The organism is Solicola agrisoli (genome assembly GCF_049059935.1).
Classification (GTDB): domain Bacteria; phylum Actinomycetota; class Actinomycetes; order Propionibacteriales; family Nocardioidaceae; genus JAURVT01.
In genome coordinates, this window is sequence record NZ_JBMGQR010000036.1 from 1 (window position 1) to 18863 (window position 18863).

The 18863-nt window shown below is 72.8% G+C and carries 13 protein-coding genes and 1 tRNA gene; 9 read left to right on the top strand and 5 right to left on the bottom strand.

Annotated features, from left to right (window positions below; genetic code table 11):
- From ACI6PP_RS13490 to ACI6PP_RS13510, 5 genes are all read left to right on the top strand, one after another.
- On the top strand, nucleotides 1-1480 hold a 1480-nt coding region (locus ACI6PP_RS13490; protein ID WP_421112117.1), incomplete at its 5' end, for a topoisomerase C-terminal repeat-containing protein.
- A 155-nt stretch (nucleotides 1481-1635) separates the two neighbouring features.
- A complete protein-coding gene (locus ACI6PP_RS13495) occupies nucleotides 1636-2817 on the top strand; it encodes a low temperature requirement protein A (protein WP_421112118.1) in 1182 nt (393 codons plus the stop codon).
- A gap of 34 nt (nucleotides 2818-2851) precedes the next feature.
- Nucleotides 2852-4864 carry a dTMP kinase gene (gene tmk, locus ACI6PP_RS13500; protein WP_421112119.1) on the top strand — a complete coding sequence of 671 codons (2013 nt, stop codon included), beginning with the start codon at nucleotides 2852-2854 and terminating at the stop codon, nucleotides 4862-4864.
- On the top strand, nucleotides 4861-6018 hold the full coding sequence (locus ACI6PP_RS13505) for a DNA polymerase III subunit delta' (RefSeq protein WP_421112120.1): 1158 nt from the start codon (nucleotides 4861-4863) through the stop codon (nucleotides 6016-6018). The genes tmk and ACI6PP_RS13505 overlap by 4 nt, the downstream gene beginning before the upstream one ends.
- Before the next feature lie 100 nt (nucleotides 6019-6118).
- Complete coding sequence (locus ACI6PP_RS13510; RefSeq protein ID WP_421112121.1) at nucleotides 6119-7663, top strand: alpha/beta hydrolase; 1545 nt, start codon at nucleotides 6119-6121, stop codon at nucleotides 7661-7663.
- A gap of 226 nt (nucleotides 7664-7889) precedes the next feature.
- On the opposite strand, the gene ACI6PP_RS13515 is transcribed toward ACI6PP_RS13510, so the two are convergent.
- Both ACI6PP_RS13515 and ACI6PP_RS13520 read right to left on the bottom strand, forming a co-directional pair.
- Nucleotides 7890-8309, bottom strand: coding sequence for a pyridoxamine 5'-phosphate oxidase family protein (locus tag ACI6PP_RS13515; RefSeq protein ID WP_421112122.1), 420 nt, complete (start codon nucleotides 8307-8309; stop codon nucleotides 7890-7892).
- A complete protein-coding gene (locus tag ACI6PP_RS13520; protein ID WP_421112144.1) occupies nucleotides 8296-8562 on the bottom strand; it encodes a chorismate mutase in 267 nt (88 codons plus the stop codon). Before ACI6PP_RS13520 ends, ACI6PP_RS13515 begins: the two co-directional genes overlap by 14 nt.
- 167 nt (nucleotides 8563-8729) lie before the next feature.
- On the opposite strand from ACI6PP_RS13520, the gene ACI6PP_RS13525 reads away from it, so the two are divergent.
- Nucleotides 8730-8805: transfer RNA gene (locus ACI6PP_RS13525), tRNA-Thr, on the top strand.
- Nucleotides 8806-8899: 94 nt separating this feature from the next.
- Here the strand turns inward: ACI6PP_RS13525 and ACI6PP_RS13530 are convergent.
- A complete protein-coding gene (locus tag ACI6PP_RS13530) occupies nucleotides 8900-9241 on the bottom strand; it encodes a helix-turn-helix domain-containing protein (protein ID WP_421112123.1) in 342 nt (113 codons plus the stop codon).
- Nucleotides 9242-9599: 358 nt separating this feature from the next.
- Here ACI6PP_RS13530 and ACI6PP_RS13535 point away from each other — a divergent pair, with 358 nt between their 5' ends.
- Complete coding sequence (locus ACI6PP_RS13535) at nucleotides 9600-14942, top strand: CshA/CshB family fibrillar adhesin-related protein (protein WP_421112124.1); 5343 nt, start codon at nucleotides 9600-9602, stop codon at nucleotides 14940-14942.
- On the top strand, nucleotides 14939-15397 hold the full coding sequence (locus ACI6PP_RS13540) for a hypothetical protein (RefSeq protein WP_421112125.1): 459 nt from the start codon (nucleotides 14939-14941) through the stop codon (nucleotides 15395-15397). The genes ACI6PP_RS13535 and ACI6PP_RS13540 overlap by 4 nt, the downstream gene beginning before the upstream one ends.
- A 78-nt stretch (nucleotides 15398-15475) precedes the next feature.
- On the opposite strand, the gene ACI6PP_RS13545 is transcribed toward ACI6PP_RS13540, so the two are convergent.
- The gene (locus ACI6PP_RS13545) at nucleotides 15476-16009 is read right to left on the bottom strand and encodes an EAL domain-containing protein (RefSeq protein ID WP_421112145.1); all 534 of its coding nucleotides are present in this window, start codon (nucleotides 16007-16009) and stop codon (nucleotides 15476-15478) included.
- A 148-nt stretch (nucleotides 16010-16157) separates the two neighbouring features.
- Between ACI6PP_RS13545 and ACI6PP_RS13550 the strand changes: the two genes are divergently transcribed.
- Nucleotides 16158-17972 (top strand): hypothetical protein, encoded by a 1815-nt coding sequence (locus ACI6PP_RS13550; protein ID WP_421112126.1) that lies wholly within the window; start codon nucleotides 16158-16160, stop codon nucleotides 17970-17972.
- Nucleotides 17973-18125: 153 nt separating this feature from the next.
- Here ACI6PP_RS13550 and ACI6PP_RS13555 read toward each other — a convergent pair whose 3' ends face one another.
- Nucleotides 18126-18857: an SDR family oxidoreductase gene (locus ACI6PP_RS13555; RefSeq protein WP_421112127.1), complete on the bottom strand. Its 732-nt coding sequence runs from the start codon at nucleotides 18855-18857 to the stop codon at nucleotides 18126-18128.
- Between the last annotated feature and the right edge of the window lie 6 nt (nucleotides 18858-18863).

The window sequence follows — 18863 nt, forward strand, 5'->3', positions numbered from 1 at the left end:
CACCGCGAGCGGCGGCGAGGACTGCGAGTTCACCGCCAGCGGCCGCACCATCACGTTCCACGGCTTCCTCAAGGCCTACGTCGAGGGCCACGACGACCCCGACGGCGAGACCGACGACAAGCAGACCCGCCTGCCCGACCTCGCCGAGGGCGACCCGCTGACGGTGGCCTCCCTCGACGCGGCCGGCCACGAGACGCGTCCGCCGGCCCGGTACACCGAGGCCACGCTGATCCGCGAGCTCGAGGAGCGCGAGATCGGCCGCCCGTCCACGTACGCCTCGATCGTCACGACGATCCAGAACCGCGGCTACGTCTACAAGAAGGGCACCGCGCTGGTGCCGGCGTGGGTCGCGTTCGCCACCGTCCGTCTGCTCGAGGGCCACTTCGGCCGCCTGGTCGACTACGAGTTCACCGCCTCGCTCGAGGCCGTCCTCGACTCCGTCGCCGGCGGCCGTCGCGACCGCGTCAACGTCCTGCACGGGTTCTGGTTCGGCGACGAGGACGGCGACACCGCCCTCAAGGCGCTGGTCGAGGACCTCGGCGACATCGACGCCCGCGGCATCTCCACGTTCGAGATCGGCGAGGGCATCAACGCCCGCGTCGGCCGCTACGGCCCGTACGTCGAGGGACCGCCGGACGCCGAGGGCCAGCCCGCGCGCGCCAACATCCCCGACGACCTCCCGCCCGACGAGCTGACGCTCGAGAAGGCGCGCGAGCTGCTCGCCAACCCCACGGGCGCCGAGCGCGAGCTGGGCCTGCACCCCGAGACGGGCCAGAAGGTGGTCGCGAAGAACGGCCGCTACGGCCCGTACGTCACCGAGCTGCTGCCCGAGGACGCGCCCACCAAGGGCAAGAAGGCCGTGAAGCCGCGCACCGCCAGCCTGTTCAAGTCGATGGAGCTCGAGACGCTGACGCTCGAGGACGCCGTCCGGCTGCTGACGCTGCCGCGCGTCGTCGGCGTGGCCCCCGCCGCCGAGGGCGAGGAGGAGGGGCAGGAGATCACTGCCCAGAACGGTCGCTACGGGCCCTACCTGAAGAAGGGCACCGACTCCCGCTCGATCGACTCCGAGGAGCAGCTGCTCACCATCACCCTCGACGAGGCGCTCGCGATCTACGCCCAGCCCAAGCAGCGCGGACGTCGCGCCGCCGCGGCCCCGCTCAAGGAGCTCGGCGCCGACCCCGTCAGCGGCGGCACGATGCTCGTCAAGGACGGCCGATTCGGCCCGTACGTCACCGACGGCGAGGTCAACGCCACCCTGCGCAAGGGCGACGAGCCCGACACCCTCACCGCCGAGCGCGCCGCCGACCTCCTGGCCGAGAAGCGCGCCAAGGGTCCGTCGACCAAGAAGACCGCCCGCAAGGCCCCGGCCAAGAAGGCGACCAAGAAGACCGCGGCCAAGAAGGCCCCCGCCAAGAAGACCGCGGCGAAGAAGACCGCGGCCAAGAAGACCACCGCGAAGGCCGCCGCCAAGAAGTCCTGACGCGGGGCTCGGTGACGGATTCCCAGGTATACCTGGGAATCCGTCCCCATACCCGGAGAACTTCCCGGGTATCGGGACAGAAGTCCGTGCCGAGTGGGACGGGTGGGACGGCGCAGCCCTGTCCGCGCGGCCGCCGCCGGGTCTACGCTGCGGCGGTGTCGACGATCTCGCGCCTGGTCCGGCCCATGCGCCCCCGCGACCCGGCCGAGCCCCACCGGGCGGCGACGCCGCTCGAGCTGCTCACCGACCTGTGCTTCGTGGTCGCGATCGCGCAGTGCGCGCTGACGCTGCACCACGCGATCTCCGAGGACCACCTCGCCGACGCGGCGCCGCACTTCGTCGTCGCGTTCTTCGCGATCTGGTGGGCCTGGCTGAACTTCGCCTGGTTCTCCTCGGCCTACGACAACGACGACGTGCCGTACCGCGTCCTCACGCTCGCGCAGATCCTCGGCTCGCTCGTCCTCGCGGCGGGCATCCCGCGGATGTTCGAGGACGACTTCACCCTCGGCGTCGTCGGCTACGTCGTGATGCGCCTGGCGCTCGTCGTGCAGTGGTGGCGGGCGTCGCGCCAGGACCCCGAGCGCCGGACCACCTGCCGGCGGTACGCGATCGGCATCGTGGTCGTCCAGGTCGGTTGGATCCTGTTCCTCGCCACCCCGCCGCAGCTCGGGCTGGAGTTCGTGGCGCTGCTCGTCCTCTGCGAGTTCGTGGTGCCCGTCTGGGCCGAGCGCACCGGGCGGACGCCGTGGCACCCGCACCACATCGCCGAGCGGTACGGCCTGTTCCTGATCATCGTGCTCGGCGAGACGATCCTGTCCACCACCGTCGCGATCCAGGAGGCGCTGGACGACGAGGGCCACCGCGTCGAGCTGCTCGGCGTGGTCGTCGGCGGCGTCCTCGTGGTGTTCTCACTGTGGTGGCTGTACTTCGCCCGCGAGGCCGGCGACGTCCTCGCCCGCCTGGAGACCAACGCGGGCGCCTACGCCTGGGGGTTCGGGCACTACTTCGTCTACGCGTCCGGCGCTGCGGTCGGGGCCGGTCTGGCCGCGCGCGTCGACTTCTGGACCGACCACTCCGAGGCCCCCGCGTGGCAGAGCGCGATCGCCGTGACGCTTCCCGTCGCGGTGTTCCTCGCCGCGTGGTGGGCGGTGTGCATCCGCCACCACGACGCGTCCGCGCGCACCTGGGCGCCGGTGCTCCTCGCGGTGGCCGTCGTCCTGGCCGGGACGCTGACGCCGGTGCCCGAGCTGGTCGCCGGGCTCGTGTGCCTGGCGCTGCTCGTGCTCGAGCTGCGCTTCGGCGGGCTGCTGGGCGACGCCGAGCCCGTCCACGCCTGAGCCGGCTGTCCGCACCCCGCCGTACGCTGACCCGGTGACGACGCCGGACGCCCCCGCCGCCCCCCTGGGCGTCCGCGGCCTGCTGCGGGGTCGGTTGTTCAGGCGCTTCTGGTCGATGCTCGGCGTCGCGTCGCTCGGTGACTGGATGGGTCTGCTCGCGCTCACCGCGTTCGCCAACGCCGTCGCCGGCGCCGACTACGCCGACCGCAACTTCGCGATCGCGGGCGTGCTGTTCCTGCGGGTGGTGCCGGCCCTGCTGATCGGCCCGTTCGGCGGCTACGTCGCCGACCGGCTCGACCGCCGCGCCACCCTGTTCACCGGCCTGGCCTTGCGCGCGGTGCTGTTCGCGTCGATCCCGCTCGTGGGCACGCTGTGGTGGCTGTTCGTGGTCACGGTGCTCGTCGAGGCCGTCAACGCCGTCTGGCTGCCCACCAAGGACGCCGCCGTCCCCACCCTGGTGCACCGCCGCGACCTCGAGGACGCCAACCGCGTCAACCTCGCCACCACCTACGGCTTCGCGCTGCCCGCCGCCGCCCTGTTCATCGCGATCACGGCGCTGGCCGAGGCGCTCTCGTCGGTGCTCGGGCTGCTGGGCGACCCGCGCGACCCGGCGGCGCTCGTCCTCTTCGTGGTGGCCGGCCTCTTCGCGGTCGGCGCCCTGTTCGCCGCGGGTCTGCACGGGCTCCCGCGCGCCCCCGTGGCCGACGCGGGCGTGGGGATCCTGCGCAGCATCGCCGACGGCTGGGGCTACGCCGGACGCACCCAGGTCGTCCGCGGGCTCGTCGTCGGCGTGGTCGGGGCCTTCGCCGCAGGAGGCGTCGTCATCGGGCTCGGCCGCGTCTACGTCACCGACCTCGGCGCCGGCGACCCCGGCTACGGCGTGCTGTTCGGCGCGGTCTTCGCCGGGCTCGGGCTCGGCATGTGGCGCGGGCCCACCGTCCTGCGCCAGGTGACGCGGCGCCGGCTGTTCGGCGTGGCCCTGGTGACGGCCGGCGTGTTCCTGCTGCTGCTCGCGGCCGTCGGCAACATGGTGCTGGCCGCGGTCTTCGTCCTGGGGCTCGGGTTCGCGTCGGGCGTCGCCTGGATCACCGGCTACACGCTGCTCGGCCACGAGGTCGACGAGGACGTCCGCGGGCGCACGTTCGCGCTCGTCCAGTCGCTCGTGCGGCTCGCGCTCGCGCTCGTGCTGGCCGTCGCGCCGCTCGTCGCGGGCGTGATCGGCACCCACCGGTTCCGGCTCAACGACGACGCCGCCCTCACCTACAGTGGGGCGCAGCTCACCTTCGCCGTCGCCGCCCTCGCCGCGGTGGTGTTCGGCGTCGTGTCCTTCCGACAGATGAACGACCGCCCAGGAGTGTCCTTGCTCGCAGAGATCCGGAGCGGGGACGGCGCCGCCGTCTACGCGCCCCACGGCGTGTTCGTCGCGCTCGAGGGCGGCGAGGGCGCCGGCAAGTCCACCCAGTCGCGCCTGCTCGAGGCCTGGCTGCGCGAGGACGGGTACCAGGTCGTCCTCACCCGCGAGCCCGGCGACACCGCGGTCGGCGCCACCGTCCGGGGCATCCTGCTCGACCCCGCCACCGGCGACATCGCGCCGCGCACCGAGGCGCTGCTCTACGCCGCCGACAAGGCCGAGCACGTCGCCACGGTGGTGCGGCCGGCGCTCGACCGCGGCGCCGTCGTCGTCACCGACCGCTACGTCGACTCCACGCTCGCCTACCAGGGCGCCGGACGCGTGCTCGACCGCGACGAGGTCGAGCGCGTCGCCCGCTGGGCCACCGGCTCGCTGCGCCCGCACCTGACGGTCCTGCTCGACGTGGACCCCACCGTGGGCCTGGGCCGGTTCGACGACCACGACCGGCTGGAGTCCGAGCCGCTGGAGTTCCATGGACGCGTCCGCGCCTCGTTCCTCGAGCTCGCCGCGGCCGACCCCGAGCACTACCTGGTGCTCGACGCGTCCGACGCCCCCGAGACGATCGCCGCCGCGGTGGCCGAGCGGCTGCGTCCGCTGCTGGCCACGGCGACGCGCGCCGCCGAGGCCGACGCGTGAGCGTCTGGGACGACCTCGTCGGGCAGGAGCCCGTCGTCGCGACGCTGCGGCACGCCGCCCGCGCGGCGCAGGAGCGTCGTGAGGGCGGCCCAGGCCGCGGCATGACCCACGCGTGGCTGTTCACCGGGCCACCCGGGTCGGGCCGCTCCAACGCGGCGCGCGCGTTCGCCGCCGCGCTGCAGTCCGACGACGTCGGCGAGGCCGACACCCCCGAGCTGCGCACCGCGCTCACCGGCTCGCACCCCGACGTCACGCTGGTGCGCACCGACCAGCTGACCATCGGCGTCAGGGAGATCCGCGACCACGTGCGTGGCGCGGCCATGCGTCCCGCCGGCGGCAAGTGGCAGGTGCTCGTCGTCGAGGACGCCGACCGGCTCACCGAGGAGGCGGCCGACGCGCTGCTCAAGTCCCTCGAGGAGCCGCCGCCGCGCACGGTGTGGATGCTGTGCGCGCCCACCGCCGAGGACGTCATCGTCACCATCCGCTCGCGCTGCCGCCAGGTCGTGCTCCGCACGCCGCCGGCGCACGCCGTCGCCGAGATGCTCACCCGCCGCGAGGGCGTCCCCGAGGCGCTGGCGCTGTCGGCGGCCCGCGCCGCGCAGGGCCACGTCGGCCGTGCCCGCGCGCTGGCCACGGACGAGTCGGTGCGGGCGCGCCGCTCGACGATCCTGCACCTGCCGTCGTCGCTGACGTCGCTCGGCGCCTGCATGACCGCCGCCCAGCGGGTCCACGAGGCGGCCGAGGAGAACGCCGGCGAGGTGGCCGCGCGGGCCGAGGAGTCCGAGCTGCGCGACCTGCGCACGTCGTGGGGCATCGAGGAGCGCGGCAAGCGTCCGGTCGGTTACCAGGGGGCCCTGTCGCAGCTGGAGAAGGAGCACAAGCGTCGCCGCACCCGCATGGTCCGCGACTCCGTCGACGGCGTCCTGCTCGACCTGCTCTCGTTCTACCGCGACGTGCTCGCCACCCAGCAGTCGCCGGCCACCGAGCTGGTCAACGCCGAGGCGGCGGCCGACGTCCACGCCATGGCCCGACAGGGCACGCCCGAGCAGACGCTCCGCAGCCTGGAGTCGATCCTCGCGTGCCGCGAGGCGCTCACGGCCAACGCCGCACCCCTCCTGGCGCTCGAGTCGCTGATGCTGTCGCTCAAGCGCTGACCGGCCCGACCCTGTGGACGGTGCCCTGCCGGGCTACCCCGCGTCCCGTACGTTGGACCGCGACGATCGGCCCGGCTCGGGCCATGGCGAAGGGGACTGGATGCGTCGACGGCTCGGCTCTGCTGCGTGGTTCAAGACCCTCGGGGTGGCGGTGGCGGCCACGGTGGTCCTCGCCGGGTGCACCCAGGCGGGCGACCTCGCCGAGCGGTCGGGCCCGAGCGGCGGCACCGACGCGCCCCAGGCCTCGTCGGCACCCGAGCCCGACCTGCAGAAGTTCTACGGCCAGGAGCTGAGCTGGGAGGACTGCGGCGAGGCGCAGTGCGCCGGCGTCGAGGTCCCGATCGACTACGCGAAGCCCGACGGCGAGACCCTCGAGCTGCGGATCCGCAAGCAGCCCGCGCAGGGCGAGCGCAAGGGCACCGTCTTCATCAACCCCGGCGGCCCCGGCGGGTCCGGCCAGGACTTCGTGTCCCAGTTCGAGAGCGCGGCGCCGTCCGGCGTCGTCGACGCGTACGACGTGATCGGCTTCGACCCGCGCGGCGTCGGCGAGAGCACGCCCCTGAAGTGCCTCGACGACGAGCAGCTCGACGCGTACGTCGCCTCCGACCCCGCGCCCGACACCCCGGCCGAGGTCGCCGACTTCGCCGCCCAGAGCAAGAAGATGGGCGACGCCTGCCTGGCCAACTCCGGCGAGCTCGCCCGCCACGTCTCCACCGTCGAGGTGGCCAAGGACCTCGACGTCCTGCGCGCGCTCGTCGGCGACGACGAGCTGACCTACTACGGCGCCTCCTACGGCACCTCGATCGGCGCCACGTACGCCGAGCTGTTCCCGGCGAAGGTCGGCCGGATGATCCTCGACGGCGCGATCGACCCCACCCTCGACGCCCGCCAGACCAACCTCGGCCAGGCCAAGGGCTTCCAGACCGCGCTCAGCGCCTACATCCAGGACTGCGTCTCCGGCGGCGACTGCCCGATCGGCTCCAGCGAGGCCGACGCCACCGCCAAGCTCAAGGCGTTCCTCGCCGGGCTCGACGCCAACCCGCTGAAGACCGGCGACCCCGACCGACCGCTCGGCCAGACGCTCGGCTTCTACGCCGTCGCGCTCCCGCTGTACAACCAGCAGAGCTGGCCCGTGCTGACGCAGGTGCTGCAGGCCGCGTACAACGGCAACGGTGCGCCGGCGCTCAGCGTCGCCGACCAGTACCTCGGACGCACGGCGGACGGGTACAAGGACAACTCGGCGCAGGTCATCACCGCCGTCAACTGCCTGGACGACCCCGAGACGATCACCGCGGCGCAGACCGAGGCGTCCATCCCGCAGTACCTCGCCGACTCCCCGGTGTTCGGCGAGATCTTCGCCTGGAGCCCCTACGGCTGCGCCACCTGGCCGATCAAGCCCACGGCCGCGCCGCTCACCATCGACGGCGACGGCGCCGCCCCGATCGTCGTCGTCGGCACCACCCGCGACCCCGCCACCCCGTACGAGTGGTCGCAGGGCATGGCCAAGGCGCTGCAGTCGGGCGTGCTCGTCACCCGCGACGGCGACGGACACACCGCGTTCGGCGTGGGCAACGAGTGCGTCGACTCGATGACCGAGAAGTACTTCGTCGACGGCACCGTCCCCAAGGACGGCCTTCAATGCTGACCAGCGGGCTCAGGCATCCCGCCTGGCTGCGTTGCGACCGGCTCGCAGGGCAAGACCGGCCCGGCGTCGCCGTCCGCGCCTGACCAGCCGGGCGCCTGACCCCGCTGGCGGGCCGCAGGTCCCGGCTTGCCGCCTGGCTGCGTGGCGACAGGCTCGCGGGACAGGACCGCCCCGGCGTCGCCGTCCGCGCCTGACCAGCCGGGCGCCTGACCCGGCTGGCGGGTCGCTAGTCCCGGGGGAGGGGCGTGAGCCGGGCGCTGCCAAGCACGCGCGTGACGTCGATGACGATCGCGACGCGCTCGGGGTTCTCGCGCGGCTGGCGGTAGCGCTCGGCGTACCGGCGCACCGCCTCGGCGACCTCGTCGACGTCGCGCGTGATCCGCGCGCGACCCTCGAGCGTCGACCAGCGGCCCCCGTCCACCTGGCACACCGCGACGGTGGCCTCACCGTCCAGCCGCTCGACGTGGCGGACCTTCGCCGACCCACCGCCGGTGATGACGCGGGCCGTCAGCGTCTCGGGGTCGTACGTGACGCCGACGGGGACGACGTGCGGCGTGCCGTCGGCGCGCAGCGTGGTGAGCGTGCACAGGTGCCGCTCGCGCCAGAACGCGGCGAGGTCGGGGTCGCGCGGGTCATGCGTCGGCATCGGCTGCGATCGCCTCGTGGTGCCGGATGACCTCGCCGACGATGAACTGCAGGAACTTCTCGGCGAAGGCGGGGTCGAGGTCGGCCTCGTTCGCCAGGCTCCGCAGCCGCTCGATCTGGCGCCCCTCGCGTGCCGGGTCCGACGGCGCCAGCCCGTGCCGGGCCTTCAGCTCGCCGACCCGCTGGGTGCACTTGAAGCGCTCGGCCAGCACGTGGATCAGGGCGGCGTCGATGTTGTCGATGCTGGCGCGCATCCGCTCCAGCTCGGCCCTCACCTCCGGCTCGGCTCCGGCCACGGTGGACGTCGGTGCGTCGGGCTCGCTCACGGCACGAAGTCTAGGGGCGGGCCCGATTTCTCTCCCCGCGCCCTCGCCCGATACAGTTGGCAGTCGGTCCGGCGGGCGATCCTCGTCCGGACTCCGCCGCCTTAGCTCAGTCGGCAGAGCGTCTCACTCGTAATGAGAAGGTCGTCGGTTCGATTCCGACAGGCGGCTCCACCAAAGCCCCAGGTCAGTGGCCGTTTCGTGGGCTGCTCGTCGTGCGCCCGGGATAGCACGGGCCCCGAAGCAGCCGTGCGAGCAGCCAAGCTGCTCACGACTGGTCCTCCTGGTCAGCTCGCAACACGTGCCCCAGTTGCCGAGTGGCGTCATGGACACCTCGGTCTCGACGTGCGTGTGCGTGTTCGTCGTGACACCGATCTGCGAGTGGCCCAGGAGCTCCATCACGGCCGCCGGTGCTGCTCGGCAGAGACTCGACGTACCGCTGCAGCTCGCGCAACGGGATCCGGCGCGAGTTGCCGATCTGCACCGAGCCGATCTCGCCTGCGCGCATGAGCTCGTAGACCTTCGACCTGCTGATCGCGAGGTAGTCGGCGGCCTCGTGCGGCCGTAGCAGCGCTGCTTCCATGGTGTCCTCCACCGGTCCAGATGGCATCGGCGAGGTGCCGTGCCTGAGAGAAGGACACCGGTGGACGAGGGGTTTCGGTAGTGGACTGCTGTTGCGTTCGCAGGGAGCAACCCGGCCTTCATGGGCCGCAGGTCCAGCCACCTCCCGCGGGCATTCTCCGACCACGTACGTTCCGCCGCGGGGGTCCACGTGCGAGGACAAGAGCGCCGATCGAGAACTCGTCCATTCGGACGATATATGGCGCGGTTTGCTCGACTTCTACCCCAGGTGATCGACACCCGAGGTAATTTTTTGCCGACCGCAGGCCGCTGACGTTCGGGGCCGGTCGCGTCCGCTCGATACGACTGGCCTGCCCCCGCAGGTCGCGCCTGCAAGGAACTCCATGGTGGCCACCGCCCTCTCGACCTCCCTCCGCCGCGTCCTGGTCGGGCTGTCCGTGCTCGTGCTCGCGACGGCGGGTCTCGTCACCGCCTCGGTCGTGTCGCCCGATCCGGCCGACGCCGCCAAGGCGACGGGCGGGTCCGGCCGGTTCGTCGACTCGATCGAGTGGTTCACCTGGGGCAGCAACCGCCAGGGTCTGCCACGGGCGGGCCTGACGAAGACGCAGACGTTCACCGCAGCGGGGCAGACCGTCGCGGTCACCTGTCGCATCGGCGCGGTGACCGGTGGCGGCTCGAGCAGCACGCCGCTCGAGGCCTACCGGCCGGGCAACTGGCAGGGCGACGCCCTGGACGAGCTGTACAACATCGGCGGGCCGAACGGCGCCAACCAGCTCGTCAACGGCCTGTCCAACACCGCGACCGGGACGACCCCGACCTTCGACTTCTCGTGCAGCGCGACCCTGAACGGGGCCGCGCTGCCGCTCGCCGGCCTGGTGATGGCCGACGCCGAGCAGAGCGGAGGCGGCGAGTACGTCGAGGCGACCATCCCGTCCGGTGCGACGTGGCGGATCATCGACCGCTACCGGTCGCCCGGGTGCACGCAGCAGTCCGACGCCGTGCGCACCGGCCAGACCCTCCGCCTGCGCAACCCCGCCTCGTCGACGTGCCCGAGCGGTCCCGCCGCCGTGGCCTTCATGGACGGGGCGTCCTCGGCGTCCAACGTGCAGGTCGCCGGCGGCGGCAAGTCGGCCATCGCGCTGGGCGTGGCCATCGACTTCGACTTCGGTGACGCACCGGCGTCCTACGGGGTCGCCGGTCACGGGCTGCAGCGCTCGTACTCCGGTGGTGAGGTGCCGCAGGGCACCACCAACGTCAGCAGCGACGCGTTCGCGCTGGCCTCGCCGGACCTGCCCGCGCTGCGGCTCGGGGCACTGGTGGACGCCGAGGGCGCGCAGCTGTCCAGCGCGAACGCCCTGGGCGACGACACCGACGGGACCGCCGCGTTCGGTGGCCCCGACGACGAGGACGCCACGACCTTCCCCACCCGGGTCGCCGTGACCCCGGGCGCGCCGTACACCCAGCAGGTCGCCTGCACCGGCACGCTGGCGGTGGCGGGCTGGATCGACTTCGACCGCAACGGAGCCTTCGGTGCCACCGAGCGCTCGGCCACCGCCACCTGCTCGGCGGGATCGGCGGACCTGACCTGGGACGTCCCCGCGTCGCTCGCCGCCGGCGACGTCTCGACCTTCGCCCGCATCCGGGCGTCGGCGCTCGCGGCGGACGTCGCGAACCCGGTCGGCGTGGCTCCCAACGGCGAGGTCGAGGACCACGCCCTCACGCTTCGTCGGCCGAGTATCGAGATCACGAAGACCGCCACGCTCGCCCCCGGCGCCGACGGTCGCGCTGACGCCGGCGACGCCGTCGCCTACGGGTTCGAGGTGACCAACACCGGGCTCGACGAGCTGACCGACGTGCAGGTCTCCGACCCCCGGGTCGGGGGCGCGGTCGCCTGCGGCAGCGGGCCGCTCGCCGTCGGCGCGAGTCGCACCTGCACCGGGGCCACCTACACCCTGACGCAGGACGACATCGACACGGGCAGCGTCACGAACACCGCGACGGTCACCGCGCAGCCGCCGGCGGGCGACCGCGTCGGCGACACCGACACCGCCGTCACCCGCACCCCGGCCGCCCCCGGCCTCACGCTGGACAAGACGGCCGGCGAGATCGAGGACCTCGACGGCAACGGCCCCGACGCCGGCGACACGATCACCTATCGGTTCGCCCTGTCCAACACCGGCAACCAGCCGCTCGGCACGGTCTCGGTCAGCGACCCCAGGGTCGACCCCGTCACCTGCACGCCCGCGACCCTCCAGCCCGGCCAGGCGGCCACCTGCTCGCCGCGCACGTACACGCTGACCCAGGCCGACGTGCAGGCCGGCGGCGTCGACAACACGGCCCGTGCCTCGGGCACCACCGCGGCCGGGCGCACCGTCACCACCTCGGACTCGACCTCCACCGCCCTGGCCCGCGACCCCTCCCTGCTGCTCGACAAGCAGGCCGGCACCCCGGTGGACGTCGACGGCGACCAGCTCGTCGGCCCCGGCGACACCATCGCCTACACGTTCGAGGTCACCAACTCGGGCAACACGACCGTCTCGGCCCTGACGGTGGCCGACCCGAAGGTCGGTGCCGTCGACTGCCCGGTCACCACGCTCGACCCGGACCAGAGCACCACCTGCACCGCGACCTACACGATCACCCAGGACGACGCCGACACCGGCAGCGTCGACAACCGCGCAACGGCCAACGCGTCCTCGCCCGGCAGCGCGGGCGTCGTCTCCAACGTCGACAGCACCGCCACGGCCACCCAGGCCGCGCCGGGCCTGCGGGTCCAGAAGACCGCCGGCACGCCCACGGACGTCGACGCCGACGGTCGCGTCGACGCCGGCGACACGATCACCTACCGCTTCGAGGTCACCAACACGGGCACGGTCACGGTCGGCCGCCTCACCATCTCGGACGCCAGGACCAACGGGGCCAACTGTCCGGTCACCCGGCTCGCGCCCCAGGCCAGCACCACCTGCACGAAGACGTACGCCATCAGCCAGGCCGACGTCGACGCCGGCCGGGTCGACAACTCGGCGACCGCCGCCGCCGTCGCACCCGACGGGACCGCGGTCGTCTCGGCCCCCGACACCACGTCCACCCCCACCTCCACCGACGCGACGCTGACGGTCGACAAGGCCGTCGGGTCGGTGACCGACGTCGACCGCAACGGCACCGTCGACGCCGGTGACGCGGTGGTCTACCTCTTCACGGTGACCAACACCGGCGCCGTCACCCTCGACGGCGTCGGCGTGGTCGACCCGCTCCTGGCATCGGTCGACTGCCAGGCCACGGTGCTCGCGCCCGGGGCGCGGACCACCTGCACCGGCAGCCACACGATCACCCAGGCCGAGGTGAACGCCGGTGCCGTCGACAACTCCGCGACCGCCACCGCCGACACCCCCGGGAACACCCGGGTGACCTCCGCGCCCGACACGACGTCGACCCCCACCGACACCACCGCGGCGCTGAGCCTCGTCAAGCGCGCCGGCACCCCCGTCGACGTCGACGGCGACGGCCTGATCGCCGCCGGCGACACCATCGGCTACACCTTCCAGGTCACCAACACCGGCGCCCCGACGGTGTCGGGCCTGCGGGTCGTCGACCCGCTGCTGGGAACCGTCTCGTGCCCGCGGACGACGCTGGACGCCGACGAGAGCACCACCTGCACGGGCACCTACACACTCACCCAGGCCGACGCCGACGCCGGCGAGGTCGACAACGCCGCGGTCGTCACCGGCGACGACCCTGCAGGCGACCCGGTGTCGTCCAACACCTCCTCGACGCGCACGCCGACCGACACCGCGGCCGCGCTCACGCTCGACAAGTCGGTCGCGTCCACACGCGACGTGGACGCCGACGACCGGCTCGACGCCGGCGACACGATCGCCTACGAGTTCCGTGTCACCAACACCGGCGTCGTGACGACGACCTTCGTCGGGATCGACGACCCCCTCACCGGCGGGGCGAACTGCGCGAGGACCACGCTCGCGCCCGGGCAGTCGGTGACCTGCGAGCAGACCTACACGATCACCCAGGCGCAGGTCGACGCCGGCGTGGTGGAGAACACCGCCACCGCGCAGGCCCAGGATCCCGACGGCCAGGACGTCGAGTCGCCGTCCGACAGCACCCGCACCACGACCGAGCAGGTCGCCGGCCTCACGATCGACAAGGCCGTCGCGGGTCTCGACGACGCCGACGCCGACGGCGAGCTCGGCGTCGGCGACTCGATCGCCTACTCCTTCGCGGTGCGCAACACCGGGACGCTCACCACGACCTCGCTCGACGTCGTGGACCCGCGGGTCGCGTCGGTCGACTGCCCCGTGACGTCCCTGGCGCCAGGCGCCGGCACGACCTGCACCGCGAGCCACCAGGTGACCCAGGACGACGTCGACGCCGGCAGCGTCGACAACACCGCGCGCGCCGAGGGCGAGACGCCCGGGGGCGACGCGGTGGTCTCTCCCGCCGACACGGTGTCGACGTCCATCGCCGCCGCCTCGGGCCTGACCCTCGACAAGCAGGCCGGCCCCGTCGTCGACGCCAACGGGAGCGGGCGCACCGACGCCGGTGACACGATCGCCTACGAGTTCGTCGTGCAGAACGCCGGCGCCGTCACCCTGCGACAGCTCGCGATCGACGACCCGAAGGTCGGCACGGTGGGCTGTCCCTCGACGGTGCTCGCCCGCGGCACCGGGACGACGTGCACGGCGACCTACACGCTGACGCAGGCCGACCTGGACGCCGGGACGGTGAGCAACACCGCGCAGGCCACGACCACCACCACCCGAGGGGCAGTTGTCCGGTCGCCCCAGGACACCGCCGACACGGACCTGGTGGTCTCGGCCACCCTGGTCCTGGACAAGCAGGCGTCGGCGCCCGCGGACACCGACCGCGACCGCGCGATCAGCGCCGGTGACACCATCGCGTACCGGTTCGTGGTGACCAACACGGGCACGCAGACGGTCGACGAGATCGCCGTCCAGGACGCCCGTGTGACGGTCGTCGACTGCCCGGTGACGGTGCTCGCACCCGGTGCGAGCACCACCTGCACCGCCACGTACGAGGTGACCCGCGCCGACATCCGCGCCGGGACCGCCGACAACACCGCCACGGTCACCGGCGACTCGCCCGGTGGCACGACCACGACGAGCAGCCCCGACAGCACCAGCACCGCGCTGCCGACCCGGCCCTCGCTCTCGCTGGACAAGCAGGCCTCCCTCGACGACGCCGACGGTCGCCCCGACGCCGGCGAGACCATCACCTACCGTTTCGTGGTGACCAACTCCGGGGGTGTCGACGTCGACGACCTCGAGGTCGACGACCCCATGCTCGAGAGGTCGGGCGACGCGATCACCTGCCCGACGACGACCCTGGCGCCGGGCGAGACGACCACCTGCACGGCGAGGTACACCGTCACCGAGGCGACCGAGGGCAGGCTGGTGCGCAACGTCGCGACCGTGAACGCCTCCGGTCCCTCCGGTGACGCCGTCCTCAGCCCCTCGTCCACCGCGGTGGTCCCGGCGCAGGACGGCTCCGCCGGCGGCGGCGGTGACGGCGGTGACGACGCGGCCGACGGCGACGACACCGCTGGAGACGCGGACCAGGCCGACGACGCCTCGGCCGACCTGCCCGACACCGGCGGACCGGCCGCGCTGTGGGTCGTCCTCGGCCTCGGAGCGGTGGCCGCGGGCGGGGCGACCGTGGGGGTCGACCGGCTGCGGCGACGACGGGCGCGAGCGTGACGGCCCGGCGCCGGCCGGTCGCCTGTCTGCTCGTGGCCGCGGCCGCCTTGTCGCTCGCGGCCTGCACCGGCGGCCAGGACGGTCAGGACGGCCCGGCTGCCGCCCCGACCAGCAGCGTGCCGACCAACATCTCACCGACGCTCGCACCCACCCCCGACTTCCGGGGCGACCCGCGCGGTGTGATCGCCGACGTCGAGGTCGACTCCTGCGACACCGATCCAGGCACCGTCGTGGCCAAGGGCAGCGTCACCAACAGCGCGAGCAAGCCCCGCGACATCGCCGTGGTGATCAGCTGGGCCGTGCCCGGCAGCGGAGACGTGCTCGCGCGTGCGGCCGCCACGCTGCGCGACGTCCCTCCCGGCAGCACCGAGGTCTGGTCGGTGCGGACCACGCTCACCGCGAACGCCGAGGTCTCGTGCGTGACGTCGGCCCAGCGAGGAACCCTCAGCAGCTAGCGCCCCAGCAGGACCGCAGCAGACCCCTCGCTCCTCGCGCTGACGACGAGGCGCCCATTGTGCCGTGGGCAGCCGCAGTCAGGGCCGGGTCGTGCGGATGCTTGCCATCATGCCTACGGGGACGGCCTCGTAGTTGGCCGCCAGGAGGAGCCGCTCGGGCGACGGGAGCGTGTGGAGCGCGGCGGTGGGGACCGGTCGGCCGAGGTGGTAGCCCTGGACCGAGTCGCAGCCCATCGTGATGAGCGCGGCGAGCTGGACGGGCGTCTCGACGCCCTCGGCGACCACGCGCAGTCCGCACCCGTGGGCGGCGCCGACGATGAGCTCGAGGAGCTCGCGGTCGCCGGGGCCGTCGGCGGCGACGAAGGAGCGGTCGACCTTGAGGGTGTCGACGGCCAGGTGTCGCATCTGTGAGATCGAGGTGTAGCCGGTCCCGAAGTCGTCGATGCTGACCGACACGCCCATGTCGCGGAGGGCGGCGACCCGGGCCATCGCGGTGGGGACGTCGAGGACGACGGTCTCGGTGATCTCCACGACCAGGCGCTGGGGGGCGACGTCGTGCTCGGCGCCCTGGACCGGTGTCCCGTCCCCATCGAACCGGTCGCGACTCGCGATCGGGACGGGGGCCGATGGTCCGGGTCCCGCGAGGCGATCGCTGACCGGTCACCGCTTGTCTTCAGACGGCCTCGGGTCTGGGAGGGTGCAGTCGCGGAGGTCGTGCGTCGCCGCGACGTGCGCGCCGATCTGCCCGATACTCGGCACCGTGTCGGATGTCGAGCTGCATCGCCTGGCGGTGGGTCGGGCGCTGTGTGCGCTCGGTCTTGGTGGGCACTCGCTTCCGGAGGTCGTGCTGGACGCGCGTCTGGGTCCGGAGACCCGGTTGTCAGCGGTGCTCGTGTTGCTGGTCGCCGTGGAGGACGAGGCGCGGCCTGACCCAGTGCTCATGCTCGATGGGTATCAGGACGACGGGCTCGACTGGCTGGGTCGGCGGCGGCATCCGTGGGAGGAGCTGGCGCGGCTGCGTCTGCCCTGGACTGCTCCGACGGCCGCGATCGCGGTCGAGTCGGTGACGCGTGCGGGGATCTTTGACGACCGGCGCTTCGCCCTCGCGCTCCGTGGAGCGCGCGAGGTGTGTGACGCGGGCAGGGCCGAAGTGTTGTTGGTGGACGCCCTCGCGCACGCGATCGATCGTCTGGACGCGGTTGGGGACGAGCATTGGCGGATCAAGGACATGCGCGGCCTCGCTCGACGGGCGCTGGCGGCGGCGGCACCGCCGGAGCTGCTCGATCTCTCGCTGCTGGTCGACGGTGACGAGTGGGTCGGGCCGGCCCGAGATGCCGTCCGTGACCTGGACCCCGCGCAGGTGGTTCCTCTGGTCAGAGCGTTGTGCGCGCTGTCCACCCGCAAGCCTTCCAGGCGTTGGCTCGACCAGGTCGAGCTCGCCCTGGAGCCGGCGCCGGCTCGTGAGCTGCTTCGCCGGTGGCTCCAGAGCGCCAGCATCGCCGGGGTCGTCCCCGAGTGGCCGGGCTCGCGCATCGGCGACTGCCTGGGCACCCTGTTCGTCGGGACGAACGCTGACGTGGTCCGTGCTGCGGCATGGGCGACGACCCGACTGGCGGACTCGGACTGGGCCAGTGAGTCGCTGGGGTTCCTGGCACGTCGGGGCGCTGCCCACAACGGCGCTCCTGGATTTCCCGAGGCCTTGTCGTTGAAGGTGTCCTCGGCCGCCGTGGACGCTCTGATCGCACGTGACGGGCCCGCCGACCTTCGTGTGCTCTCGGAGCTGCTCGAGGATCTGCAGCGCCGCGACCTCGTCAAGAGGATCGGTGCGACGCTGGATCGCCGGCAGGAGGCGTCGCAGCGCGAGGAGGAGCTCAGACGAACCAAGGCTCGGGCCGTACGACAGAAGGCCAGCCCCGTGCCGCGCAAAGCACGGGCCGCCGCCGATTCACTCCTCCGCCATCACCTCGCGCCCAGCCTCCGCGCGGCAGGATTCGTCGGTGGGCCGAGGACCTGGCGACGGATCCACGACGTGCGGGTCGACGTGATTGCCATCAGTGCGGGCCAGGATCCTGTCACCGGCGACAACCGTGTCGGGCTCCTCTACGGCGTCTACTTCGACGCAGCCCATCCCGCAGACGGGCTCAGCCCGGTCGACCGCGCCCGGCTCAGTCACCACCACCTCGACATCGAGGTGCACGACGACGTCTTCGCCGACGACCACCCCCAAGTCACCGACCAGTTCGGCCGAGCCGCTCTCGAGGCCGTCGTCGAACGGTTTCACGACGTCGTCCTCCCGTTCCTGGACGGTCTGAGCGACTACGAGCGGGTCGCCGAGCTGATCGAGACCGATACCGGGATACCCGACGGTGCGGCGATGCACAGCGGCCTTGGTAGTCCCTCCCGCAGCGAGGTGCTCGGACTGCTGGCCCTGGCAGCAGGCGACCGCCGGGCCGCTGTCGCGCACCTCCAGCACGCTCGTGAAGCGGCCAGGAGCGCCTCGGACGGTTCGCCCCTCGACGATGAGGCCATCGCCTTCTGGACCGACAGGCTCCACCGCGCCCGACAGTTGCCCTGAGAAGTGCTGGCTCGCCGGAGCGGCACGACCAAGCCCTCCCGGACCTCAGCGCAGCCGCAGCTCCGACGGTCGTGGACGACAGCCACCGTCCGGCGGGACGTGGACCTTCGAGGTGTGACCGCCGAACGATCCCCTGGTGTGCGAGGGCGGCGCTCAGACGGCGGTGAATCCTCCGTCGATGGGCAGGACGGCACCGGTGATCATCGAGGCGGCGTCGGACAGCAGGAAGACGATGGGTGCGGCGATCTCGTCCTCGGTGGCCCAGCGGCCGAGAGGCATCTGCTGCAGGAAGGGGTCCTGGATCTCGGGCTGGCCCCAGTAGCCGGCCGACATGGGCGTCATCACCACGGTCGGGTTGACGCTGTTGACGCGGATGCCGTGGGGGCCGAGCTCGAGCGCGGAGACGCGGGTGATGCTGTCGACGCCGGCCTTCGACGCGGCGTAGGAGATGTGGCCCTTGAGCGCGACCAGGGCCGCCTGGCTGGAGACGTTGACGATGGAGCCGCCCCGTCCGAGCCGGATCATCGAGGCCGAGGCGTACTTGGTCACCAGGAGGGTGCCCCGGGTGTTGATCGAGATCACCTCGTCGAACACCGACACGTCGGTGTCCATTGGGGTGGCGATCTCGCCGCCGAAGCCACCGCAGTTGACGACGCCCCACAGGTCCAGACCGTCGAGCGCGTCGCGGATCGAGTCCTCGGACTGCAGGTCGAACGCGAGGGGACGGCTGCCCGTCTCGGCCGTGATGGCGTCCAGGCCGGGCTCGTCGCGCCCGCTGGCGATGACGTCGGCACCGACGGCGACGAGGTGGCGGACGGTCGCGCCGCCGATTCCTCCGCTGGCACCCGTCACGAGCACGGTGCGTCCGTCGAAGTCAGTGGTCATGGCGGT